The sequence below is a fragment of the Pectobacterium sp. S5 genome, from assembly GCF_051707265.1.
Taxonomy (GTDB): domain Bacteria; phylum Pseudomonadota; class Gammaproteobacteria; order Enterobacterales; family Enterobacteriaceae; genus Pectobacterium; species Pectobacterium polare.
On record NZ_JAULSZ010000001.1, the window covers coordinates 1,674,230 to 1,698,791 of the forward strand.

The following is a 24,562-nucleotide window of genomic DNA, read 5'->3' on the forward strand; positions in this document are numbered from 1 at the left end:
ACATTGGATGAACATCCTGTCCCGGACCGCTCAACGTAAGAGCATCCATTCCCTTACGATACACGCAGCACCTTGCCATGATAATCAGGCAAGGTGCCATAAGACCGTTTTCTAACAGTCGTTATTCCTCAGAAGACGGGGCTGCCGCTTCCTGAGTTTGCGCATTTGCTTCTTTGATGCTTAAGCGCACGCGGCCCTGGCGATCGACTTCCAGAACCTTGACCGGCACTTCCTGACCCATTTGCAGGTAATCAGTCACTTTCTCTACGCGTTTGTCGGCGATCTGAGAAATGTGCACCAGGCCTTCTTTGCCGCCGCCAATAGCGACGAAAGCACCAAAATCAACGATGCGGGTAACTTTACCCTGATACACACGGCCGACTTCGATTTCGGCAGTGATCTCTTCAATACGACGAATTGCGTGTTTCGCTTTTTCGCCGTCGGTTGAAGCGATTTTCACAGTACCATCGTCTTCGATTTCAATGGTCGTGCCCGTTTCTTCCGTCAGCGCACGAATCACAGAACCACCTTTACCGATCACGTCTTTAATCTTATCGGTACTGATCTTGATGGTGTGAATACGCGGTGCGAATTCAGAGATATCACCACGCGGTGAGCTGATCGCCTGCTCCATCACGCCCAGAATGTGCAAACGTGCACCTTTGGCTTGATTCAAAGCAACCTGCATGATCTCACGGGTAATCCCTTCGATCTTGATATCCATCTGCAGCGCAGTGATACCTTCACGGCTACCGGCAACTTTGAAGTCCATATCGCCCAGGTGGTCTTCGTCACCCAGAATGTCGGACAGAACAACAAAGTTATCGCCTTCTTTCACCAGACCCATCGCGATACCCGCAACGGCTGATTTAATTGGCACGCCTGCATCCATCAGTGCCAAAGAAGCACCGCAGACAGACGCCATGGAAGAAGAACCGTTGGATTCTGTGATTTCAGACACGACACGCACGGTGTACGGGAATTCGTTTGCCTTAGGCATAACGGCCAACACGCCACGCTTAGCCAGACGACCGTGACCGATTTCACGACGCTTAGGCGAACCGACCATACCCGTTTCACCAACACAGTACGGAGGGAAGTTGTAGTGCAGCAGGAAGCGATCGGTACGTTCGCCAGTCAGCTCGTCGATGTTCTGCGCATCACGCTCAGTTCCCAACGTTGCGGTTACCAACGCCTGCGTTTCACCACGGGTGAACAGTGCAGAACCGTGAGTACGCGGCAGTACGCCAGTACGCACATCCAGACCACGAATCATGTCTTTTTCACGGCCATCGATACGCGGTTCGCCAGCCAGCACGCGGCTACGTACGACATTTTTCTCAACGTCACCCAGAATTTCCTGGATATCGCCCGCACTCAGGGTCTCGTCTTCAGCCTGCAGAGCAGCAACAACATCCGCTTTGATGACATTAACTTGTGCATAACGCTCTTGTTTTTCAGTGATGCGGTAAGCGTCACCCAGACGTGCTTCAGACAAAGCCTGTACACGCTGCTCTAAAGAAACGTTAACTTCTGGCGCGTGCCATTCCCACTTCGGTTTGCCCGCTTCAGCAACCAGTGAGTTGATGTTCTGGATAACGATCTGCTGTTGCTCGTGACCAAACACCACCGCACCCAGCATCTGATCTTCGCTCAGCAGCTCAGCTTCAGATTCCACCATCAGAACCGCGCCTTCCGTACCTGCAACCACCAGATCCAGACGGCTTTCTTTCAGCTCGTCCATCGTTGGGTTCAGGACATACTGGTCGTTCAGGTAACCAACACGCGCAACACCGATAGGGCCGTTGAACGGAATACCAGACAGGCTCAGCGCCGCAGAGGCACCAATCATGGCAACGATGTCAGGGCTAACCTGTGGGTTAACAGAAACAACGGTCGCAATCACCTGAACTTCATTCAGGAAACCTTCTGGGAACAGAGGGCGAATCGGGCGGTCAATCAGACGAGAAGTCAGCGTTTCGCCTTCACTTGGACGGCCTTCACGACGGAAGAAACCACCAGGGAAACGTCCAGCAGCGTAGGTACGCTCCTGATAGTTAACCGTCAACGGGAAGAAACTTTGACCCGGCTTAGCACTTTTAGCGCCTACAACGGTAACGAATACCGCGGTGTCATCCATGCTTACCATCACAGCGGCGGTAGCCTGGCGTGCCATCATACCGGTCTCTAACGTGACGGTATGCTGACCATATTGGAACTTACGAACGATCGGATTCAGCAAAATTATGTCCTTAGCTGGGGCGCGCTACACGTATTCAAGATAAACGCGCCAGTGAACTCCCGACCTTTGCACTACATTCTCACGACTAATGACAACCCTTATCTTGCTTATGCAGATAAAGCCTCTCATTAGCCGCGCGAACCTCTGTAATGAAAGATCATATTAACAACAATACACTACTCTGTTTTGCTAACGCTTCCTAGAAGAAAGGGGCCAAAAGAGGCCCCTTCCCACTGAAACACAGAAGACTTAGCGACGCAGACCCAGACGCTCGATCAGACTGGTGTAACGTGCTACATCTTTACGCTTCAGGTAGTCCAGCAGCTTACGACGCTGAGAAACCATACGCAGCAGACCACGACGGCTGTGGTGATCTTTTTTGTGCTCAGAAAAGTGGCCTTGCAGATGGTTGATCTGCGCAGTCAGCAAAGCAACCTGAACTTCAGTAGAACCACTATCGTTAGTGCCACGACCGAAGTCTGCTACGATTTTAGCTTTAGCTTCAACACTTAGAGACATTGTAATACTCCAAACATTATAGATAAAAAAACAGGCGCCGATCTCTAATTCAGCCACCCAATAGTCAAGCCGCGCTATTCTACCCTCAGCGTTCTGCGATAGCAAGGCAGCAACGGGCGGGTTTACACTGGAAACTCAACAACCAAACGACGCGGCGCAACGCGGCCATCGCTGTCGATTTCGCCCATCCCAATAAATTTGTGCTCGTCACCTTCGGTGATTCTCACCATGCCGTTCAATGGCGCATTCGCGGCCTGAACCGCTTGCCCCAGCTTCAAATAGCCAGCAACAATCGGCGTCAAATTCACTTCGGGAAAATCAATAACTGGGCTTTCCATCGGCATGAGCAGCGGATCAAGACTCAGCGAAAGTGGGTCTTCTTGTGTTTGAGCCAGCTCGGCCAAAGCCGCTAACTGCTCCAACGTCACCATTCTTTCGGTAGGATACGTAGCAACCTGCAAACGACGCAGATAAATCACATGTGCACCACAGCCCAGCTTTTCGCCCAGATCGTCAATGATGGTACGGATGTACGTCCCTTTCGAGCAGTGAATCTCTAGCTCCAGTTCATCACCTTCCCAGCGAATGAACTGCAGTTCGTAAACGGTGATTTCACGTGCTTCACGTGGAACCGTCAGCCCCTGACGGGCATACTCATACAGCTTGCGCCCTTGGTATTTCAGCGCCGAGTACATGGACGGCACTTGCTGCGTAGTACCACGAAAGCCTTCCAGCGCCTGCTCCAAATCCGTAGCAGAAAAACCAATCGCACGCTCTTCAATCACGTTGCCATCGGCATCAGAGGTGTCAGTCCGTTGCCCAAGGCGAGCAATAACACGGTAGCGCTTATCAGAATCCAGCAAATACTGGGAAAACTTCGTCGCTTCCCCAAGACAAATCGGCAGCATACCGGTTGCTAATGGATCCAACGCCCCCGTATGGCCCGCTCTGTTCGCGTTAAAAATCCGTTTTACTTTCTGCAAAACATCATTAGACGACACGCCCTGCGGCTTATCTAATAACAATACGCCGTGTACATCACGGCCACGGCGGCGAGGACGGCTCATTAATCCTCCTGATCTTCGCCCGTAACAGGACGACGTTCCGTATCGTTTCTGACCACATTGGTCACCAGATTGGACATTCTCATCCCTTCAACCAATGAGTTGTCGTAGGAGAAGGTCAATTCTGGAACAACACGCAGGCGCATTGCCTTGCCAATCAGCTTACGGATAAAGCCAGACGCATCCTGCAGTGCTTTTATTGCTATTTGAACTTGCTCTGGTTCGTTATCATTCAGGAAGGTCACAAAAACCTTGGCATACGCCAGATCGCGAGACACTTCCACACCGGAGACGGTCGCCATGCCGATACGCGGATCTTTCACTTCACGCTGAATAATAATGGCGATTTCTTTTTGCATTTCCTGCGCGACGCGCTGGGTGCGGCTGAATTCTTTTGCCATGATAAATCCTCAAGTAAAAATCGGGGGGCACTAGGCCCCCCTTACTAATAACTTACATCGTCGCTGAAAACGGATTATGCGATCGTACGTTTGATCTCAATCGTTTCAAAGACTTCGATCATATCGCCAGGACGAACGTCGTTGTAGTTCTTCACAGCGATACCACATTCCATGCCGTTACGGACTTCGCCAACGTCATCTTTGAAGCGGCGCAGAGATTCCAGCTCGCCTTCATAGATAACCACGTTGTCACGCAGTACACGGATCTTGTTGTGACGCTTAACGATACCTTCAGTCACCATACAACCCGCGACGGCACCAAATTTCGGTGATTTAAAGACGTCACGCACTTCAGCCAGACCGATGATCTCTTGCTTATATTCCGGCGCCAACATACCGCTCATCGCCTGTTTCACTTCGTCGATCAAATCATAGATGACGGAGTAATAACGCAGATCCAGACTTTCCGCTTCAACGACGCGGCGAGCTGATGCATCTGCACGAACGTTAAAGCCAAGGATAATCGCATTCGATGCTGCTGCCAGCGTAGCGTCCGTTTCTGTGATACCGCCCACACCGGAGCCGACGATCTTCACTTTCACTTCATCAGTAGACAGTTTCTGCAGTGAATCGGAAATCGCTTCACAAGAACCCTGAACGTCAGATTTCAGAACGATGTTCAGTTCAGAAACTTCACCTTCCGTCATGTTGGCAAACATGTTTTCCAGTTTAGATTTCTGCTGACGAGCCAGTTTAACTTCACGGAATTTACCCTGACGATACAAGGCCACTTCGCGTGCTTTCTTCTCGTCACGAACAACCGTCGCTTCGTCACCTGCGGCAGGAACACCGGACATACCGAGAATTTCTACAGGAATAGAAGGACCTGCGGACGTGATTTCACGACCCAATTCATCACGCATCGCACGGACACGGCCATATTCGAAGCCGCACAGAACGATGTCGCCTTTATTCAGCGTACCTTCACGTACCAGTACGGTTGCAACCGGGCCACGACCTTTATCCAGGAAGGATTCGATCACAACACCATTCGCCATGCCGCTACGGACCGCTTTCAGTTCCAGAACTTCGGCCTGCAACAGAATCGCATCCAGCAGTTCATCGATCCCCGTACCCGCTTTAGCTGATACGTGAACAAACTGAGATTCACCGCCCCACTCTTCCGGCATGATGCCGTACTGAGACAGTTCGGTTTTCACACGATCTGGATCGGCATCAGGCTTATCGATTTTGTTTACTGCGACAACAACCGGAACCTGAGCGGCTTTCGCGTGCTGGATCGCTTCGATGGTCTGAGGCATCACGCCATCATCCGCCGCCACAACCAGTACCACGATATCCGTAGCCTGAGCACCACGAGCACGCATTGCGGTAAACGCGGCGTGTCCCGGTGTATCCAGGAACGTAATCATACCGTTGTCGGTTTCAACGTGGTAAGCACCGATGTGCTGGGTAATACCACCCGCTTCACCTGCTGCTACCTTGGTTGAACGGATATAGTCGAGCAGAGAGGTTTTACCGTGGTCAACGTGGCCCATGATGGTCACGACTGGCGCGCGCGATTCTGCCGCAACACCCATATCACGGTCGCTCATTACCGCTTCTTCCAGCTCGTTCTCACGACGCAGGATGACTTTATGGCCCATTTCTTCCGCCACGAGTTGCGCGGTTTCCTGGTCGATGACCTGGTTGATTGTTGCCATTGCGCCCAGTTTCATCATCGTTTTGATGACCTGAGAGCCTTTAACTGCCATTTTGTTAGCCAGTTCAGCAACGGTAACCGTTTCACCGATTACCACATCACGGTTAACGGCCTGAGCGGGCTTATTGAAGCTCTGCTGCAGTGTACTTGGCTTACGTTTACCTTTACCACCACGGGTAACGGCACGCGCTTCTTCACGGTCAGCCTTGGACTCAGACTGGCGATTACCTTTCTTCTGCTTGGTAACTTTGGCAGCGCGAGTACGGGTACGGCGCTCACCTTCAACCTGACGGTCGTTTTCATCTTCCGCTTCGCGGGCATGATGAGACGTCGTCACATGATAATCAGCAGATTCTTCAGGTTTAGTCGCGCTTTCCGCTTCCCAGCGCCCTGCATTTTCTTCAGCCATACGGCGAGCTTCTTCAGCAATACGGCGAGCTTCTTCTTCAACCTTAAGACGTGCAGTTTCTTCTGCTTTACGCTTAAGTTCGGCAGCTTCCGCTTCGCGTTTCGCTTTCTCAGACTGAGCCGGCTTGGTCATATTTTCGTTTTGTTGGTTCGTCACTTTTTCTTTTTCCGCTACATCACGCTTAGCTTTTTCAGCGGCTTCACGTTTGGCTTGCTCGTCGGCAGCACGCTTCGCTTTCTCAGCAGCTTCGCGCAGATCGGCCTCGCGTTTAGCCTGCTCTTCAGCGGCACGTTGTGCCTGTTCTTCCGCTTCACGCCGTGCCTGCTCTTCCTCTTCTGCCTGTTGGGCATCAATCGGATCGCGTTTTACATAAGTGCGTGTCTTGCGGACTTCGATCTGCACCGACTTACTTTTTCCGCCGGTGCTAGGGACATTTAACGTGCTACGCGTTTTGCGTTGCAACGTCAATTTACTCGGCGCATTACCGCGATCGCGGTTCAAATGCGCCAATAACGTTTCTTTTTCATGCTGGGTCACAGAGTCCGATGCAGACTTGGTCATTCCCGCATCAGCAAACTGCTGTACCAGGCGGTCAACCGGAGTTTGAATCTCTGCGGCCAGCGATTTTACGGTTACATCTGTCATGCTGTTCCTTTCCTGCTACAGTTCGTTATTCGTTGTCGTCGCCAAACCAACAGATATTACGTGCGGCCATAATCAATTCGCCCGCTTGCTCATCATTGAGCTCTTCAATATCTGTCAGGTCGTCAACGCCCTGTTCAGCAAGATCTTCCAGCGTACAAACACCGATCGCAGCAAGCTTGAACGCCAACTCACGCGACAGCCCAGGCAAGCCAAGCAAGTCTTCAGCAGGTTGACCGTCACCAAGGCTTTCTTCATGCGCCAGTGCCAGCGTGGTTAATGCGGCTTTCGCACGCTCACGCAATGCTTCAACGGTTTCTTCATCAAAGCCTTCGATAGCCAACAGTTCCTTGATTGGCACGTAAGCCAGCTCTTCAAGTGAGGAGAAACCTTCTTCAACCAGCACGGTGGCAAACTCTTCATCAATATCAAGGTGCTTGGTAAAGACGTCGATTGCAGCATGTGCTTCAGCCTGATGCTTGGCTTGAAGATCTTCCACTGTCATCACGTTCAGTTCCCAACGATCGTCTGAACGATGCTGTTTCAACAGTTGGGAAGCCAAACGTACGTTCTGCCCGTTTCGACCAATCGCCTGAGCCAGATTGCTCGACTCAACAGCGATGTCCATCGTGCAGGTATCTTCATCAACCACGATCGATACCACATCGGCAGGTGCCATGGCATTGATGACAAACTGTGCAGGATTATCATCCCACAGAATGATATCAATACGCTCACCGCCCAGCTCGCTGGAAACAGCCTGAACACGTGCACCGCGCATACCCACACAAGCACCGACGGGATCGATACGCTTGTCATTCGTCTTCACTGCAATTTTCGCACGTGAACCCGGATCGCGGGCTGCGGCCTTGATCTCGATAACTTCTTCACCGATTTCTGGCACTTCAATGCGGAAGAGTTCAACCAGCATTTCCGGACGGGAACGGCTGACGAACAGTTGAGCACCGCGAGCTTCAGGGCGAACAGAGTACAGCACACCACGAATACGGTCGCCAGGGCGGAAATTCTCACGAGGCAGCATATCTTCGCGGCCAATTACCGCTTCTGCACTGGTGTTAGAGCCATCGATTGGTCGGACTTCAAGCGAAATATTATCACGGTTCACCTTCTTGACGACACCGGTGATAATCTCGCCTTCTTGCTCACGGAACTGATCAACAACCATCGCACGTTCTGCTTCACGAACTTTCTGTACGATAACCTGTTTTGCCGTTTGCGTCGTGATGCGGTCAAAAGTTACGGATTCGATTTGATCTTCAACGTAACCACCAACATCAAGAGCAGGATCGTCAAACTGCGCCGCTTCAAGCGTAATTTCGCGCGTTGGCTGAGTGACTTCATTTACCACTAACCAACGACGGAAGGTATCAAAATCGCCCGTTTTGCGATCGATACTGACGCGGACATCAATTTCCTGCTCATATTTTTTCTTGGTCGCTGTCGCCAGTGCGGTTTCCAGCGCTTCAAAAATCTTCTCGCGCGGAAGGGATTTCTCATTGGAAACTGCTTCAACAACAGCCAGAATCTCTTTGTTCATCCTAGTTGCCTCATCCAAACTTTAAAAGTGGGGTACAAGATTCGCTTTCTGAATGTTGCTCAGTGCGAATACTTCATCTTTGCCTTCCACTGTTATGGTGATCATTTCGCCGTCAACAGCTTTGATCACACCCAACCATTTACGGCGATTCTGGACTGCCATACGCAGCACCACTGTGACTTCTTCACCAACGAAATGCAGGTAATGTGCTGCCGTGAATAAGGGACGCTCAAGCCCTGGAGACGAAACCTCCAGGTTATAGGCGACAGTGATTGGATCTTCTACGTCCAATACCGCACTGACCTGGTGGCTGACATCAGCACAATCATCAACAGTGATCCCATCTTCACTATCAATATAGATACGCAGCGTCGATTGACGACTACGGATGAACTCAATCCCAACCAATTCGTAGCCTAATGCGGCAACGGGTGCTGAAATCATCTCTGTTAATTTTTGCTCTAATGTGGACAAGTCCACCCCCAAGACATAAAAAAAGGGCCTAATAGCCCAGTTGTTTGTTGCCAAATAACAAAAAACCCCGAAAAATCGGGGCTTTATGCAACTGGACCCTAATACCGCTAACCAGCGCGGCATAACTTTCGGTGAAGGATTTTTTCAAAAATCACTGCAAAAAGAGATAGAAATTGAGTGAAGAACGTATTTGAAAAAACACTTTACTGGAAGTTAAGTGGTTGCGGGGGCCGGATTTGAACCGACGACCTTCGGGTTATGAGCCCGACGAGCTACCAAGCTGCTCCACCCCGCGTCCGAAATCGTGGCAAATACTACGCTGACAACTGCACAAATGCAAGTCATCCATAGGATTGGTTCGAAGGCGATTTTTATACGCTGGATAGGCTTCTTTGTCAAGAATAAGCGTTCGCCCGAAGGTGGTCATCGCAACAGTGGATACTCTACTTTTTGTAAGCAGATTTTTTGTAAGCAGGCCTTATGCCATCACGCTAGCCGCAAAGTAGGCTAGCCGTAGAAGGTCGAAGCAAAGACCCTGATGCCAAGAAGGCTGAAAGAGATGACGAGTGAGATTCCCTGATGCTTAAAAATCAAACAATAACTGGATAATATAATAGGATAGAACTTATCTTCGTTCTTCTTCTAATAGTACGATTGCAGCCTGTGTTCTATTACGCACATTAAGCCGCCTGAAAATCGACTCCAAGTGTGACTTCACGGTTCCTGCACTGATGTTTAATGTTCGGCTGATTTGTTTATTAGAAGCGCCTGACGCAATCAGTTGCAGAACCTCATGCTGCCTTTCACTGAGTTTGCCTTTTACACTGTTATCAACACTCCACCCCTCATAGATCACCCCGTCATCTGGCAAACAGACCATACCCATCGATACCGTTTTTAATGCCTGAGCAATAGAATCAACGGGCGATGTTTTAAGAATGACGCCCATAACATGGTGTTTCAGATAGTTATTCAAAATATGTCTTTCAATCGCATCAACCATAATAATCACACTAACACCAATATATTTCTCATGCAGTTCCTCAAGGAATAAACTGCACTCTCCATTTTCTTTATTACAATTTAGTAAAATAAAAGCGTTATTCATCTCCTCAAGACAAGGCCATACATCATCAATTCCATTTACGCCAACAATATTGACATCGTGCATAAAATCATTCAGCCCAACAGATAAGCCCTGAATGAAAACAGGGGATTTGTCAATAATAACAACATTCACTGTGCAATCTCCATTTACCTTTATTTTAAAAGTGCCATATTTAAAAATACTCTCTAATAAGTTTTAGCCTATCTTGAAAGATATGATGTTGCGCCATTTGGCATATGCCGTTTACCTTATAGACTTAGCCATATTTATTCGCGCATACTGACATGATAATTTCAGACAACCTCCCCAAAGAGAAATACCCTTAGCAATGAAATACTATCTCAAAATAAGACATAATGGCGTAATGATTTCATAAATACACAAAGTATTTATCGCGAAATTTTAAAAATGAAAAATACAAATCGAAAGTGAATGGCCTATGCCATATTGCACTATATCTATAACATAATGGCTGATACGCGCCTCCCTCATTAGCTGTTAACGTTTTCTCAAATTATCATTTATTTCACTCCAGGCCATTCATGTTTATCGCCTGAAGAATAAGATAAGGAGAGCGTATGTCATTCAAGAACTGGATAATGGGGAAAAATAAAAAAACAGAAAATGGCGATAATACCAAAAAAGAAAATCTCCATTCCACACGGAACGATAACATAACCTCATCAAAGGCAATAACGCTAGCAGATATTGCTCGCGGCATGCAGCATGCTGCTACCGCCGCCAATCAATTTATCGCTCATCAATATCAACAAACTCTCGATCCTTTTTTTGAACGTGACGCTGATGGCGTGTTAACCCCGAAGACGGTTGCGATTCAACTCGATCCCCGTCACCACGTCGAACTGCCACTGGTTGCGCTTTCTACCCCAAGGGGGTTGATGCTGGAAAAAATGAAAGTGCGAATGACAGTAAGAACCGATGCGGTCAGCCAGGACGAAATAACCTCATCTTTAGACGAGCATAACATCACTAATTTTCACGTCAGCATGTCGCCTTCAGGCAAAAACAAAAAAGGAAGAAATAGTCAGCACGTCGATATAGAAATGCAATTCACTGCGCTGGATCCTCCAGAAAGCATCATGCGGTTAATTGATGAATACACCAATCTCGTTCTCCCCCGAATAACGCAAGAGGAAAAAAACAATGGCTAATATTCCAAACACGATCAATGAAGCGGGTCTCTCACTGATTAAGAGTTTTGAAGGTCTGAAATTAACAAAGTATCGTGACACAGCAGGTAAATGGACGATTGGATATGGGCATTTAATACTGCCGAATGAAAATTTTGATAACGGAATTACCCTTCAGGAAGCGGATCTGCTGTTACGGCAGGACTTAAAAACGGCGGAAACGGGTGTTCAGGATTGTGTAAAAGTTGATCTCAACGGAAATCAATTTGGCGCATTAACGTCATTTACCTACAATCTGGGAGTTGAAAATCTAGAGGAATCGACCTTATTACGCCTGCTTAATCAGGGGAATTATGACGCCGCTGCTGAGCAGTTTCCGCGCTGGGACAAAGATGGTGAGCAAGTCGTGGAAGGACTCCTTCGCCGTAGAGAAGCAGAGAAAGCACTTTTCCTACAAGCCATCACACCAAATTAATATTCAACAAAAGTTAAAAAACGCTATTTCATAGAAATCACTATAACGAGAATATTATGGATCTTTCAACATCCCCTATCATCTATGGCATTTTGTTCAGCGATATCATTGCGTCCATTTCAGGATTGTTCGGCGGACTCAGTATTTCCTTTTTCTGGCGACCGCAGAAACTGAATAATTATGACAAATTTGTCGCCGCATTAATTATTATCATTATCAGCATTTCAGCAGCCTTCTCACTGGTAGGGATTATCGCCGAATTGCTGCACGTGAATATTAATAAAGTGGAGAATGCAATAGGATTAGGTTATCTGGTTGGGGCTATCAGCGTAGGATTGATTACGCTGATAGCCAATTTCTTCAGCTATCGGGAGAATAACGATATTCTGGATGTCGCATCGGAAATAAAACAGGCCAGGAAAGGCGTTCATTTGATTAATGAAGCCCAGAAAAAAACGCCCGATGACAAAAACCCATCAGACCCTTAAGAGAGTGTTCTTAAAGGCCAATGCTCTTGAGAACAAACGTTCTTGAGAGCAAGCGTTCTTGAAGGCTAGAGTGCTTAAGAATAAGGGCTTTCAACCGCAAGCCGCACGTATAGCAGGAAGGCACCTCGTTGCCTTCCTGCTACTGCTTTCCCCTTCCTGACGTGTTCAGCCACCCCAGTCAATGCCTTGCCAATAAAGCCATTGCCTACATGCGGGGCTCCTCAACGAAGGTGTCTCAATTCGGGACACCTTCGTTAGCATTCTCTACAGGTTACTGCACAAGAGAGCCGTATTTGGCTGTACGATATCCATCAGAATTTGATGGTACTGATGGGACAGCGCAGCAATTTCTTCCGCGTTAAAAGCCGCCTGCTGATAATTAAAACACAGCGTCAGAGCCTCATCGTCATAAACAGAGAGCGTTAAATCCAGCCGCGCCTGATGATTAGCAATATCCGTAATCTGATAGGTAGTTTCATTGATCTGTACAGCTGGCGGCATGGCCGTCAGATAGTTAAAACTGACAGGAAAACGCAGCTTATCAGACCATCCTTTGGCCCGGACGTCAGCCATTAACACATCATAGGGCAGCGTCTGATTGTCCAAAATCGCATGGATCTTATTCTGACTGCGGGCCAGAAGCATGCTGAAAGACTCCTGAGCCGGCAAATCGTCGTAGTAAGCCACCATATTAACGAAACAACCTATTGTGGTGGCGTTTTCAGTCAACATACGGTTCGACACCGGAATACCGATGGGAACATGACGATAGTTTGTCGTTTTGAGCAGTTGGGTAAAAGCGGTCAGCATGCAGACAAACGGTGTCGTGCGATGCTGCTGGGCATAGTGCTTTATCGCCTGCGTCAGCGTATCTGACAAAATGCACCAATAATTTTCTCCGTCCTGGCTGTCACTGAGCGGGAATGCCGTCGCATCGGCTCCTGCAGTCAAGTAATCCTCCATCTTATCCAGCCAGAACTGGCGTTCTCTCGGGTAGTACAGATCTTTGGTGAGCCGTTGCTGCTGCCGATAGCGCAGATAGCGCGCTTCACTACCTATTCGATAGCTGCGATCGCCCGCGCTATAAGCACGGACGTAATCAACAAACTGATGGAAGAACAAACCAATAGCGTCATGATCGAATACCGTATGGTGTACACGTCCCAGCAAAATATGCCGTTGCGTTGTCAGCGAAATCAGATGAAAACAGATGAGCGGCGAGTGTTCTACATCCATTTCCGGCGTACTGATCAACTCCAGCAGTCGTCGGTCGCTCAGCGTATTCTTTCCCCCATCGGGAGAGAACGCCGTCAGCCGTTCAATCGGGATTGCCTCGATCGGATAATCGCCCTCAAGGCACTGTAGCCGATCCAGATCGAAGCGAGTTCGCAACACCGGATTACCTTCCAGAATACGCCGAAGACTCCACTCCACGGCAGACTCATCCAGTGGGCCCTTTATCGTCAGACGGAAAGCCAATTGATAGGCCGACGGCTCTGGGCTGAGCTGGTCCAGCGTCAGAAAATAACGCTGCTGCGATGAGGGTGCGAGCGCCTCGATATCCGCGTTGTTCTCGTTAAACGCAGGGTCGTCATCGTTCACATAGTAAGGGACGATGAAAGCCAGCAGATGGGGCGTCGCGTTGTTGAAAAATAACGGGTAATCAATGTCACTAAACAGCCGTTTTCTAATCAGTAGCCGGGCTTTCATCGCCTGAAGCGAATCGCCCCCTAAATCGAAAAAGTTATCGTTGGCGCCGAGTTCACGAAAGCCAAGCACCTCTTGCCAGATATCGATCAGTTCCTGTTCCAGCTCGTTACCTGCGGTTTTAACCGGATATCCCAACTCAGGGCGCTGCGGACAAGGCTCTGGAAGCCGGCTCACATCCAATTTTCCGTTAGGCAATTTGGGCAGGGTTTCCAGCATAATAAAGTGGGATGGATGCATCGCTCGCGGCAGTTTATCCTGCAAGAAGCAGCGCAGATCGTTCGTGGCAAGCGACGGGTTATGGCTCACTAGATAGGCCACCAGACGCTGACGCCCGTTTTCCTGAATCGGCCGCACCAGCGCCTTGTCGATATCGTCATGCTGACGTAACACAATTTCGACTTCTTCAGGCTCGATACGTATTCCATTAATCTTAATCTGACGATCGATACGTCCCAGATACAGGATCTCCCCTTCTGGCGTCATTTTCCCTAGATCGCCGGTACGGTGCCCCCAATAGCGTTTATCGGCTCGAACATGGGTGAAGAAACGCTGCTGCGTTAATTCGTCGCGGTTAATATAGCCACGGGCGACGCCTTCACCGAATGCGCAAATTTCCCCTTCTTCCCCTTCAGCTACGGGACGCAGACTCTCATCCACGATCATAATTTCGCTGCCACGCAGCGCCTTACCGAGCGTCACATTTTTCCCCGGCCTTAATTCAGAAAATGAGCAGTTGGCCGTCGTTTCCGTCGGGCCATACAGATTAAAGAGCCTGACATCAGGAATCTGCTGGAACGTACGCTCTTTTAAATCAAAAGAGACAGGCTCGCCGGAGAGAAAAACCGTTTTAGGTAATGCCCATGCATGAGAAGAAGAGGCCTGATAGCGCAGCAGTTCATCCCAAACGGTCGGCACGCAATAAATGGCACCGTCTGAATGCTGCTGATGCCAGCGTAATAACACCTCCGGCTCATTCAAGCTGTCGGCAGGCAAAATAAACAGAGTGTCGCCGCGCAACAAAGGCGCATAAAGCTGTGTCACCGCAGCAGCAAAGCTGAGTGTCGATGTCAGAGGGAGCGTCGCACGGGTCTCTGGCCACACATCTTCATTAAACCAGTTCAGATAATAACTCAGGTTCCGGTGCTCAATGGCCACCCCTTTTGGTTTCCCTGTAGAACCGGAGGTATAGAGAATATAAGCAAGGTCGTTTTCGCAAACGGGCGGCAATGTGGCCACAGGCTCAGCAGGATAATGGATATCCTCTAATACCAGCGTGGAGGGAAAAACCTTATCGATAGCCGTTTTATTTAACATCGTTCGCGTGGAAATAAGCAAAAACGTCGAAGAGTCCTCAAGAATTTGAATGATTCTTTCTGAAGGATGAAAATGCGAGAGAGGAACATAGGTATGTCCTGCTTTTAAAATAGCCAGCAAGACCACGGGCATCATCACACCAGGCTCCAGATAGACGGCGATTCTGCCACGTTTATTATCCGGGTAATGTGATAACAAATAATCGGCCAAAAGGCGCGACTGAGATTCTAGCTGTTGATAATTCAGCCTGTCGCCATTAAATTCCACCGCTGTCTTATTGGGACTTTTCAGTGACCATTCAGAGATAATTTCAAAGACCGCTTTTCTATTCTTCATCATTTTCCTTCCATATTGTAAAAGGATGCTTTTTCGGGAATGGTTCTAACGCGACTTCCGGTATCTCACGCGGTGAAAAAAATTAATGCTGTAAAAATGAGAACACGTAATGATGGGTTCGTCATGCTAATACCAGGAAAGACACATGAAATAACGCGCATGCCTGAGTATGGGTTTAACAAATAAAAGACATTATTGCCTATATACCAAAAGGACTACGCCAGAATGCGAAAGTCCCCCCGTACCCTGACGGGTATTATTTCCCCTTCCTTTTGCTATTTTTTATTGACAGTGCATCACACCCTATTCGCAGATAATTGGAGGCTCCGATGGATTCACAATTTATCGGTTCTGTTATTAATGCGCTACCGCTGGAAAATATGATTAGCGGGCCATTACAGGCAATGATTAACGCACAGGTTCAGGCCAGCAAAGCCTATACGGATTTTCTATTGTCCGTATGCATTCAGAATAATAAAGCCGTCGCCATCCAATTCGACTACGACGAAACGCTTATTGATGAAAGCGGAGTCGCAAAAGGCTCGGTGACAAAAACGATGCGCATACCGCTCATTGCTGCGATTACCCATCCGATTATTTCTATTGAAGAAGGGACGATCGATTTCGAGCTTGAAGTCACACAGAGTGAATCTTCATCCGATGACACCGGAGAAGACGGCAACCTGGCGGCGTCACTGGGATGGGGGCCGTTCAACGTCAAAATGGCCGGTCGGGTATCACACAAGTCGGCGCAGACCCGAGCGACCGACACACGTGCTAAATACAGCATTCACACGCAGGTAAAACGTCAACCCGCGCCTGAAGCACTCATGCGCGTCATCGATTTTCTAACCGATGCCGCCATCAGGCCAAGCATTCCCAGTGGAGAAAGCACGCCACAGATAGCGGAAAACGCCGCGCCAGCAGCACCTGCGGAGCAACAAGAAGCGTCATCATAATCAAAGCACATTGTTCAGCAGCAACATGACTCAGTGGCAATTACTCAGCGGCACAGTGCAGGTGTGCCGTACCTGTATAACGCGTAAAAGGATGCCCGGCGTGACCCCTGGCATCACCAGAGGATCAGACCATGGCATCGGCAAGAGTGCTCCACACCTTATTTGAACAGCAGCGGCATCAGACGCCAGACGCCATCGCCCTGAGAAGCGATACAGAAACGTTGACCTACCGGCAATTGGATCAGCGAGCAAACGCAATGGCGAGCGATCTATTACAGCGGGGCGTAAAGCCGAAAGATGTTGTCGGTATTTATTTGAATAAAAGCCCGAATCTGATCGTCAGCCTGCTCGGCGTATTGAAAACCGGTGCGTGCTATTTACCGCTTGATCCTTACTATCCACACGAGCGTCTGGATTACATGGTCAATCATGCCGATGCGCGTCTGGTCATTACCGACAATGCACACGCGCTTACGCTGGCACCGAGCCACCGTGAGATCGTTGACATCAATCAGATCGATCTGAGCGTTCAGACTACCCCCACGTTTCCCTCGATCAGTGAAGAACAGCTTTGTTATGTGATGTACACCTCCGGCTCCACCGGAACGCCAAAGGGCGTCATGGTCAGCCACAGGACGGTGGTCAATTATCTGGCGTGGATGCAAAGCGCCTTCGTGCTGCAGCACAAAGATGTTGTCCTTAACCAATCCACGTTCAGCTTTGACGTCTCGGTGTGGGAAATTTTCTGGCCGCTGATCGCCGGTGCAAGCTGTGCGGTCATTACCGAAGATGCCAAGTACGATCCGCAGCTGCTGGCTGAATTTATGCATCGCCATCACGTCACCGTCTCGCAGTTCGTGCCAACGGCACTGCGCGTCATTGTGGATGCGGAGGTGCTATCCCGCTGCACCTCGCTATGCCACATCTTTTCTGGCGGCGAAGCGCTCGATCAAACGCTGGTCAACGATCTTTCCCTGCAATATCCGGGAAAGATCCACAATCTCTACGGCCCAACCGAGGCAACAATATTTGCCTGTCATTGGCTCTGCCAGCCGGGAGCAGAAGAAAAAATTGCCCCGATTGGAAAGCCCATCCCCCATGCTGCCGCTTATGTATTAGATGAGACACAACAGCCTGTCGCATTGGGGGAAAGCGGTGAACTTTATCTGGCTGGGGACATTCTGGCAAAAGGCTATCTGCATGCGGAAAAGCTGACGCATGAGCGATTTGTTGATGACCCGTTTAGCCATCAGGCCGGGCAGAGAATGTATAAAACCGGCGACTGGGTTAAGCAACGTGTCGATGGCGTTCTGGAGTTCATTGGCCGAATAGACAGTCAGGTTAAATTGCGTGGACACCGTATTGAGCTGGCGGAAATAGAAACACACCTACAGGCGCTGCCGCAAATTAACCATGCTGCCGTTATTCTCGAAAAACGCTCGGAAAACGCGGCGCCATCGCTCTCAGCATTTTATGTATTACGGCATCAAAAGCACATCGATATTCAGGAGATAAAAGCGCACCTTGCCAAGACGCTGCCTTTTTTCATGGTGCCTTCTCATTTCATTGCGTTGGAAAAAATGCCAACGCACCCCAATGGAAAAATTGATAAATCCAAGCTGTGTTCCTGCGTAAATAACTAATGGTGAAAAAATGTCAAACGACAAAGCAATATTACCTTCCGAGATAGAGAAAAATATTATTTCTATCTGGCGGACCGTACTCAATAATCCAAAAGTCTCTGTCCAAGAGAACTTCTTCGATGCAGGAGGAAATTCCCTGCTGATGTCCAAGGTTTATCGCGAAATAAAAAACAAAATGGAGTCACCTATCTCTATTGTTGATTTATTCCAATACCCAACGGTACAGATGCTAAGCAAGCGTATTAGCGAAATACACGCTGGGAAATCAAGCAGCACGAAGTAATTACGCCAAAAAGCGTATTTATACTCCAGGGGAATAACCGTCCAACAATGGGCAATATGTTTCATCATCCTTATTTCACTGATAATAGGTGGTAATACCATGTCTGCAAATCAATTGAACGCTGCCTCGGCAGTCAAAGCAAAAGTGGCTTCAGCAATTAAATTTGTTCTGAGTCACCAAAACTCATCCAAGCCCGCTAACTACTATGCGCTTGGCCAGAAAATCCTTCCTAACACCAAGAAATATTGGAGTGCGAAGTCTATTCCAGCCATTCCTGTTTCAATCAAAGCAGCATTGCAACACCCGTCGGCATCTAACCTGCAAAGCCTCATCAGCCGGGTTACTGCTGGCGTCGCAGGTAGCAAAAAGTAATTAACTTTTAATGTAGCTGTCCCTTCTATATTCACGGCGTAGGACGTCGACCTTTCTTCCTCTGGATCGTATTCGGAGAAAGAAGGTTAGCGGCCTGCGCCGTGAAAAGGAGGCGAATATATTCACGGTGAGGTAATGAAATGAAACAGCAACAACAGTTCCGCGATAAGGATATTGCCATTGTAGGAATGTCGGCTCGCTTTCCCGGTGCAGAAGATACCGCAATATTTTGGCAAAACCTGTTGGACGGCGTGGAGACGATCAGCACATTCAGTGAAGAAGAACTGAGGGAGTCAGGCATTGAAGAAGAGATGATCGCCTCGCCCAACTATATTCGCCGCCGGGGCATTCTGGGCAACGCACAGCACTTTGACGCTAATTTTTTTGATATTACGCCCCGTGATGCCGAAATTATGGATCCACAGCATCGTGTCTTTTTGGAGTGTTGCTGGCACGCGTTTGAAGATGCTGGCTACGTCCCTGCCACCTACCCAGGAAAAGTCGGCATATTCGGCGGCACGGGAACCGCCTGGCATTTGAGTAAAGTGAATGCCCATCCTGAAGTGCAGAAGTACGCCAGTGGTGCGTCGGTCGTCACCAACAATGATAAAGACTATGTCACGACCCGAGTGTCTTACAAGCTCAACCTCAAAGGGCCGAGCGTGAACGTACAGACCGCCTGTTCAACCGCGATGGTCGCCGTCGTGATGGGTATGAACAGCCTGCTGAACGGGGAAAGCGATCTGATCGTCGCGGGCGGCGTTTCCGTGGACACGCCAGAACGCCGGGGTTACCCCTACATGCAAGGCGGCATGGAATCCGCCGATGGCCGCTGCTATGCCTTCGACTCGCGGGCCAACGGCACGGTGTTCAGCCGCGGTGCTGGCGTCGTATTACTGAAACGTCTGAATGATGCCGTACGCGACGGCGACCATATTTATGCCGTGCTGAAAGGCGGCGCAGTGAATAACGACGGTAACCTGAAAGCTGGCTTTACCGCACCAAGCATCGACGGGCAAATCGCCGTTGCCAAACAGGCGATCGCTAATGCGCAGCTTGATCCCGCCACGATCAACTTTGTTGAAGCCCACGGCACCGCGACGGCGCTGGGCGATCCCATCGAATTCACCTCGCTCACACAGACGTTTCAGGAATACACGGATAAAACACAGTATTGCCGTCTGGGATCGGTGAAAACCAACATCGGCCATACGGACGCGGCGTCAGGCATGGCCAGCCTCATCAAAGCGTCACTGGCGCTGGAAACCGGCAAACTGCCAGCCTCGCTCCATTTCGAATCGCCAAACCCTAACATTGAGTTTGAAACCAGCCCATTCATCATGAACACCGAACTCAGTGAGCTGGAACCGTCGGACACACCGCATCGCGCGCTGGTGAACTCTTTTGGCGTCGGCGGCACCAATGCTTGTGTCATTCTGGAAGCAGCGCCGCCACTAAAAGCGGGCGATACCCATGACAACAGTCTGCTGGTTTTGCCTTTTTCCGCGAAAAGCCGCACGGCGCTGGAAGACATGAAACGCCGTCTGCGCGATTACCTCAGTGCGCATGACGATGCCAATCTGGCAGATATCGCCTACACCTTGCAGGTTGGGAGACAAAAATTCTCTCACAGCACAGCTATTATCGGGAAGGATCGCGATTCCCTGCTGGCCAAGCTGGATCAGCCTTCACTGGTGGTGACGCAGCAGGGAAAAAACCAAAAATCCGTCGTGTTTATGTTCCCCGGACAGGGCAATCAGTACGTCAATATGGCGCGTGAGCTGTACGACTCCTACGATGTTTTCCGCGCGAGCATGGATCAATGCTGTGACTATCTGGAGCCGATTCTGGACGTCAATCTGACGTCGATTATCTTTCAGGACAGCGATGATATTGCCGAGTCCCGCATCAATGAAACCCAGTTTACCCAGCCGTCCCTGTTCGTGGTGGAGTACAGTCTGGCAAAATTGTGGATGTCATGGGGCATTCAGCCGGATGTCATGATCGGTCACAGCGTGGGGGAATACGTGGCAGCCTGCCTGTCCGGCGTGTTCTCACTGGAAGATGCACTGAAAGCCGTCGCAATGCGGGGCAAGATGGTACAGGCATTACCGGCGGGAGATATGCTTGCCGTCCTGCTCGATGAAGAAAGCCTGAAGGCCAAACTTCACGGCAGCAAGCTGGAAATTGCGGCAGTTAACTACCCTGGATTATGCGTCATCGCCGGTGCTTCAAACGATGTCGCGCGTTTCCAACAGCAGTTGGAAGACAGCAATATCTTCTGCAAACATCTGGATACCTCGCATGCTTTCCACTCACACATGATGGAACCCATGCTGCCCGCCTTCAAAAAGGTCATTGATAGCACCACGCTGCACGCGCCGCAGATCCCATTTGTGTCTACCGTTAACGGCGAATGGGTGACGGAAGCGCTGGCGAAGAACAGCGACTACTGGGTGCGTCACGTACGAAATCCAGTGCTGTTCTCTCATGCTTTCAAAACGCTGATGGCTGAAGAACATCACGATTTCGTGTTCCTTGAAGTCGGACCGGGGCGCTCGCTGGAATCGTCCGCCAAGCAGCATTTCAGCGCAGAAGACGGCGCGTTGATTTATGCCTCCTTGCCAACGGCGAAAGACGTGGCCTTATCCGGCGAACATCTCCTGTCGACGCTTGGTGCGCTTTGGGCCAGCGGCGTAAACGTTCCCTGGCATCAGCATCATCCAGAACAGCACCGTCGCCGTATCCCGCTGCCGGGTTACCCTTTCGAGCGTAAACGCTTCGCCCTGCCAGCCCTGTCGTCAGCCAGTAATGACATGCAGAGTGAGCAATCTGTTAAGGCTAAAAAGCGGAAACAGGCGGATATCGGCGATTGGTTCTATATGCCGACCTGGAAGAAAACCATTCCGGCGAAATACATGGCGGGCAAACGCGTTGACGCAGAGAACACCTGCTGGCTGCTCCTGACGGATACGCTGGGTATCGCCGAACGTGCGAAGCAACTGCTGGAAAAGGACGGGCATAAGGTCTTTTTCGTCAGCCCGGGAACGCAGTATCAGGAAGCGCTTTCCGAAGGCCGATATACCCTCGATGCATCCTCGCGTGCCGACTATGTCCGGCTACTGAAAAGCCTGACAGAACAAGGGTTACGTCCATCGCGTATCCTGTATTTATGGAACCTGACGGCGGCGGAACAGGTCCAGCCGCTTGAGCACACTTATCTCTCCTCACCGCTGAACACGTTCTACCCTGCCCTCTATCTCCAGCAGGCGCTGGTGAACGAGAATTTGCTGGACGATCTGCATGTGACCTTCGCCACCAGCAACACGTTCAGCGTGATGGGTGAGCGCATCGCGTCACCAGAGAATGCGTTACTAGTCGGGCCTGCACGCGTGTTCTATCACGAATATCCTGAAGTACAGTGCCATCTGGTGGATATCGATCTTAAACAAAATGCCGAACAGCTTGATGAATTTGCCCACAGTCTGGTTGCAGAAAGCCATATCGCAACACATGGCAATTTGGTGGCTTACCGCGGCAACCAGCGCTGGGAAGAAAGTTATCAGGCCGTGCATCTGAAGCAAGACGCCCTCGGGTTACCTGCGGAATTGAAAGACGATGGCGTCTACCTCATCACTGGTGGCCTCGGCGGATTGGGGATACTGCTCGCCAACCACCTGTCTGAAAACAGTAATGCGGCTATCATCCTGACTTACCGTGCAGCGTTACCACCGCGTGAAGAGTGGCAAGCCTGGATCCAACAGCATCCGGTTGACGATCCTATCAGTGAAAAACTGGCGAGCGTTTTACGTCTGGAAGCCCGCGGCAACACGATACATCTGGCACAGGTCGACGTGAATGACTATCACGGTATGCGCGAGATGTTATCCGCGTTCCCGCAGGTCGATGGCGTGTTCCATACGGCAGGCGTGGCTGGCGGCGGTATCATTGCACTGAAGAATGACGCCGATTGCGCCAACGTGCTCGATCCCAAAGTCGCAGGTTCGCTCATTCTGGATGAACTGCTGCAGGACAAACAGCCTGACTTCTTTATTTTATTCTCTTCTATTACCTCCATCGTCGGTGACGAAGCCCGCATTGATTACTGCTCGGGTAACGCGTTTATGGATGCCTTTGCGCATTACCGCAACCAGCATCGCCGTGGGCGCACCGTCTCGCTGAATTGGGGAAAATGGGGCGATGTGGGAATGGCCGTCCGTTGGAGCAAACAGCTGCAGGAGAAGAAAAACAGCAAGCTGGCTGCCGTTGAGGAAACCAAAGGCGACCTGCTGACGCAGCTTGAACGTGAAGGCATGCAGGAAAGCTATCAGGTCAATCTCACCGTGAAGGACTGGGTTATCGATGAGCACCGCCTTGCAAAACAACCTTCACTGGTAGGGGCGACAATCTTATCGCTGCTGCATGAATTCATGACATGCTTTAAGTCTCAGGAGAGCCTTCAGGTCAAGAACCTGATGCTGACCAAGCCAGTGATCTATACCGATGCCTGGCCGCGTCAGATGAGGCTATTCATCACGCCAGAGGGGAAAGGCTATAAATTCAGCCTCAAGACGCGGGGCGTACTGGAGCTGGCATGGCAAGAACACGCGTTCGGAAGCCTAGGCCACGGCGCTCCAACGGCTGACCTCACGCCACAATCGATTGACGCCATCAAACAGCGCTGCACCACACAGGTTCCCTACACGCCGTTTATCACCGAGCTGGGAAATGCCAACACGGGCGAGCATTTCCTGTCGTTTAGCCAGCGCTGGAACAACCACCGCGAGATTGTTCAGGGCCATAACGAATGGCTGATCCACAAAGTGCTGGGAAGCGAATATACGCACGATCTTACCCGCTACCCGTACCATCCCGCAGTGATTGATGCCACGGCCATCTCCTGCCTGTCATTGATTACACAGGAGAATTTCCTGCCTATCAGCTATGGCAAGATGACCTTCTTATCGCCATTGGGGCAAGAGTGCTACGTCCACGCCAGGCTCAAGCAGGCCTATCAGCCGCAGGATAACGCCATCGTCATGGATATCACGTTCCTTTCACCAGAGGGCGTTCCGCTGCTGGTTCTGGAAAACTACACGCTGATGAAGATGACGATGGGCAATCAGCTCGCGACGTCAGAAAACACATCAGCGGCAGCCACCGCAGCAGTAAAAGTGAATCTGGCAGATAAAGACATTCTGTTGCCAGAAGGGCTGGATGCAATAAAACGCCAGCTCGCGCATCTGGAATTTGAACAGTTAGTCGTCGTCACCAGCGATCTGGATCAGCTCATTTATGAGTCGATCCCTGAACAGGAAACGCCGGAATTCATCTTGCAGGATAGCGAAGCAACGGAAGGGTATGCCCGACCGGCCCTCTCTGTGGATTACGTTGCGCCAGAAAATGATATCGAGAAGGAGATCGTCAAAGTCTGGCAGTCCATTCTGGGGATCTCGGGGATCGGCGTTAACGACAGCTTTACTGAACTGGGCGGTAACTCGCTGCTGGCAGTACAGGTCGTTTCTACCGTTTCCGGCGTATTTGAAATCGATATTCGCGTTGATCTGTTTTACCAGAACCAGACCGTGAAAGGGTTAGCCACGCTGATCCTTACCGAGCTGGAAGCCTTATTGCAGGAATAAGGGAACGGCCGCCTTCAGTATGCATGCCGAAGGCGGCCGCTAATGTAAA

Annotated in this window: 17 protein-coding genes and 1 tRNA gene; 8 read left to right on the forward strand and 10 right to left on the reverse strand. The window is 50.1% G+C overall.

Features of this window, described 5'->3' with window-relative positions; all coding sequences use genetic code 11:
• Positions 1–121: 121 nt before the first annotated feature.
• From pnp to QWJ20_RS07545, 9 genes are all read right to left on the reverse strand, one after another.
• A complete protein-coding gene (gene pnp, locus QWJ20_RS07505) occupies positions 122–2,242 on the reverse strand; it encodes a polyribonucleotide nucleotidyltransferase (RefSeq protein WP_095993646.1) in 2,121 nt (706 codons plus the stop codon).
• 249 nt (positions 2,243–2,491) lie between these two features.
• On the reverse strand, positions 2,492–2,761 hold the full coding sequence (gene rpsO, locus QWJ20_RS07510) for a 30S ribosomal protein S15 (protein ID WP_010279698.1): 270 nt from the start codon (positions 2,759–2,761) through the stop codon (positions 2,492–2,494).
• A gap of 122 nt (positions 2,762–2,883) precedes the next feature.
• Positions 2,884–3,828 carry a tRNA pseudouridine(55) synthase TruB gene (gene truB / locus QWJ20_RS07515; protein WP_433992203.1) on the reverse strand — a complete coding sequence of 315 codons (945 nt, stop codon included), beginning with the start codon at positions 3,826–3,828 and terminating at the stop codon, positions 2,884–2,886.
• Positions 3,828–4,226, reverse strand: coding sequence for a 30S ribosome-binding factor RbfA (rbfA, locus tag QWJ20_RS07520; protein ID WP_039485963.1), 399 nt, complete (start codon positions 4,224–4,226; stop codon positions 3,828–3,830). The genes truB and rbfA overlap by 1 nt, the downstream gene beginning before the upstream one ends.
• A gap of 74 nt (positions 4,227–4,300) precedes the next feature.
• Positions 4,301–7,003, reverse strand: coding sequence for a translation initiation factor IF-2 (gene infB / locus QWJ20_RS07525; RefSeq protein ID WP_095701569.1), 2,703 nt, complete (start codon positions 7,001–7,003; stop codon positions 4,301–4,303).
• A 25-nt stretch (positions 7,004–7,028) separates the two neighbouring features.
• A complete protein-coding gene (gene nusA, locus QWJ20_RS07530; RefSeq protein WP_039485969.1) occupies positions 7,029–8,558 on the reverse strand; it encodes a transcription termination factor NusA in 1,530 nt (509 codons plus the stop codon).
• A gap of 21 nt (positions 8,559–8,579) precedes the next feature.
• On the reverse strand, positions 8,580–9,032 hold the full coding sequence (rimP, locus tag QWJ20_RS07535; RefSeq protein WP_010279686.1) for a ribosome maturation factor RimP: 453 nt from the start codon (positions 9,030–9,032) through the stop codon (positions 8,580–8,582).
• Between the two features lie 218 nt (positions 9,033–9,250).
• Positions 9,251–9,327 (reverse strand) — tRNA-Met (locus QWJ20_RS07540).
• Between the two features lie 330 nt (positions 9,328–9,657).
• On the reverse strand, positions 9,658–10,272 hold the full coding sequence (locus tag QWJ20_RS07545) for a response regulator transcription factor (RefSeq protein WP_249687365.1): 615 nt from the start codon (positions 10,270–10,272) through the stop codon (positions 9,658–9,660).
• 446 nt (positions 10,273–10,718) lie between these two features.
• Here QWJ20_RS07545 and QWJ20_RS07550 point away from each other — a divergent pair, with 446 nt between their 5' ends.
• The 3 genes from QWJ20_RS07550 to QWJ20_RS07560 are packed head-to-tail and all read left to right on the forward strand — an operon-like array spanning position 10,719 to position 12,254.
• Entirely contained in the window at positions 10,719–11,312 is a 594-nt protein-coding gene (locus QWJ20_RS07550; RefSeq protein WP_249687366.1) for a DUF2589 domain-containing protein, read from the forward strand.
• The gene (locus tag QWJ20_RS07555; RefSeq protein WP_249687367.1) at positions 11,305–11,766 is read left to right on the forward strand and encodes a lysozyme; all 462 of its coding nucleotides are present in this window, start codon (positions 11,305–11,307) and stop codon (positions 11,764–11,766) included. Before QWJ20_RS07550 ends, QWJ20_RS07555 begins: the two co-directional genes overlap by 8 nt.
• 56 nt (positions 11,767–11,822) lie before the next feature.
• Positions 11,823–12,254 (forward strand): hypothetical protein, encoded by a 432-nt coding sequence (locus QWJ20_RS07560; RefSeq protein ID WP_433992204.1) that lies wholly within the window; start codon positions 11,823–11,825, stop codon positions 12,252–12,254.
• Positions 12,255–12,518: 264 nt separating this feature from the next.
• Here QWJ20_RS07560 and QWJ20_RS07565 read toward each other — a convergent pair whose 3' ends face one another.
• The gene (locus QWJ20_RS07565; RefSeq protein ID WP_433992205.1) at positions 12,519–15,617 is read right to left on the reverse strand and encodes an amino acid adenylation domain-containing protein; all 3,099 of its coding nucleotides are present in this window, start codon (positions 15,615–15,617) and stop codon (positions 12,519–12,521) included.
• Positions 15,618–15,943: 326 nt separating this feature from the next.
• Here QWJ20_RS07565 and QWJ20_RS07570 point away from each other — a divergent pair, with 326 nt between their 5' ends.
• The 5 genes from QWJ20_RS07570 (at position 15,944) to QWJ20_RS07590 (ending at position 24,513) form a co-directional block, all read left to right on the forward strand.
• Positions 15,944–16,573 (forward strand): DUF2589 domain-containing protein, encoded by a 630-nt coding sequence (locus QWJ20_RS07570; protein WP_174871891.1) that lies wholly within the window; start codon positions 15,944–15,946, stop codon positions 16,571–16,573.
• A gap of 131 nt (positions 16,574–16,704) precedes the next feature.
• The gene (locus QWJ20_RS07575) at positions 16,705–18,216 is read left to right on the forward strand and encodes an amino acid adenylation domain-containing protein (RefSeq protein ID WP_174871890.1); all 1,512 of its coding nucleotides are present in this window, start codon (positions 16,705–16,707) and stop codon (positions 18,214–18,216) included.
• Between the two features lie 10 nt (positions 18,217–18,226).
• Positions 18,227–18,499 (forward strand): phosphopantetheine-binding protein, encoded by a 273-nt coding sequence (locus QWJ20_RS07580; protein ID WP_119888167.1) that lies wholly within the window; start codon positions 18,227–18,229, stop codon positions 18,497–18,499.
• A gap of 99 nt (positions 18,500–18,598) precedes the next feature.
• Complete coding sequence (locus tag QWJ20_RS07585) at positions 18,599–18,871, forward strand: hypothetical protein (RefSeq protein ID WP_174866586.1); 273 nt, start codon at positions 18,599–18,601, stop codon at positions 18,869–18,871.
• 140 nt (positions 18,872–19,011) lie between these two features.
• On the forward strand, positions 19,012–24,513 hold the full coding sequence (locus QWJ20_RS07590) for a beta-ketoacyl synthase N-terminal-like domain-containing protein (protein ID WP_433992206.1): 5,502 nt from the start codon (positions 19,012–19,014) through the stop codon (positions 24,511–24,513).
• Positions 24,514–24,562: the final 49 nt, after the last annotated feature.

Excerpts from the sequence above, each read along its gene's own strand:
- rpsO (WP_010279698.1), bottom strand. The coding sequence starts at position 2,761 with ATGTCTCTAAGTGTTGAAGCTAAAGCTAAAATCGTAGCAGACTTCGGT.
- truB (WP_433992203.1), bottom strand. The coding sequence starts at position 3,828 with ATGAGCCGTCCTCGCCGCCGTGGCCGTGATGTACACGGCGTATTGTTA.
- rbfA (WP_039485963.1), bottom strand. The coding sequence starts at position 4,226 with ATGGCAAAAGAATTCAGCCGCACCCAGCGCGTCGCGCAGGAAATGCAA.
- infB (WP_095701569.1), bottom strand. The coding sequence starts at position 7,003 with ATGACAGATGTAACCGTAAAATCGCTGGCCGCAGAGATTCAAACTCCG.
- nusA (WP_039485969.1), bottom strand. The coding sequence starts at position 8,558 with ATGAACAAAGAGATTCTGGCTGTTGTTGAAGCAGTTTCCAATGAGAAA.
- QWJ20_RS07550 (WP_249687366.1), top strand. The coding sequence starts at position 10,719 with ATGTCATTCAAGAACTGGATAATGGGGAAAAATAAAAAAACAGAAAAT.
- QWJ20_RS07555 (WP_249687367.1), top strand. The coding sequence starts at position 11,305 with ATGGCTAATATTCCAAACACGATCAATGAAGCGGGTCTCTCACTGATT.
- QWJ20_RS07560 (WP_433992204.1), top strand. The coding sequence starts at position 11,823 with ATGGATCTTTCAACATCCCCTATCATCTATGGCATTTTGTTCAGCGAT.
- QWJ20_RS07565 (WP_433992205.1), bottom strand. The coding sequence starts at position 15,617 with ATGATGAAGAATAGAAAAGCGGTCTTTGAAATTATCTCTGAATGGTCA.
- QWJ20_RS07570 (WP_174871891.1), top strand. The coding sequence starts at position 15,944 with ATGGATTCACAATTTATCGGTTCTGTTATTAATGCGCTACCGCTGGAA.
- QWJ20_RS07575 (WP_174871890.1), top strand. The coding sequence starts at position 16,705 with ATGGCATCGGCAAGAGTGCTCCACACCTTATTTGAACAGCAGCGGCAT.
- QWJ20_RS07580 (WP_119888167.1), top strand. The coding sequence starts at position 18,227 with ATGTCAAACGACAAAGCAATATTACCTTCCGAGATAGAGAAAAATATT.
- QWJ20_RS07585 (WP_174866586.1), top strand. The coding sequence starts at position 18,599 with ATGTCTGCAAATCAATTGAACGCTGCCTCGGCAGTCAAAGCAAAAGTG.
- QWJ20_RS07590 (WP_433992206.1), top strand. The coding sequence starts at position 19,012 with ATGAAACAGCAACAACAGTTCCGCGATAAGGATATTGCCATTGTAGGA.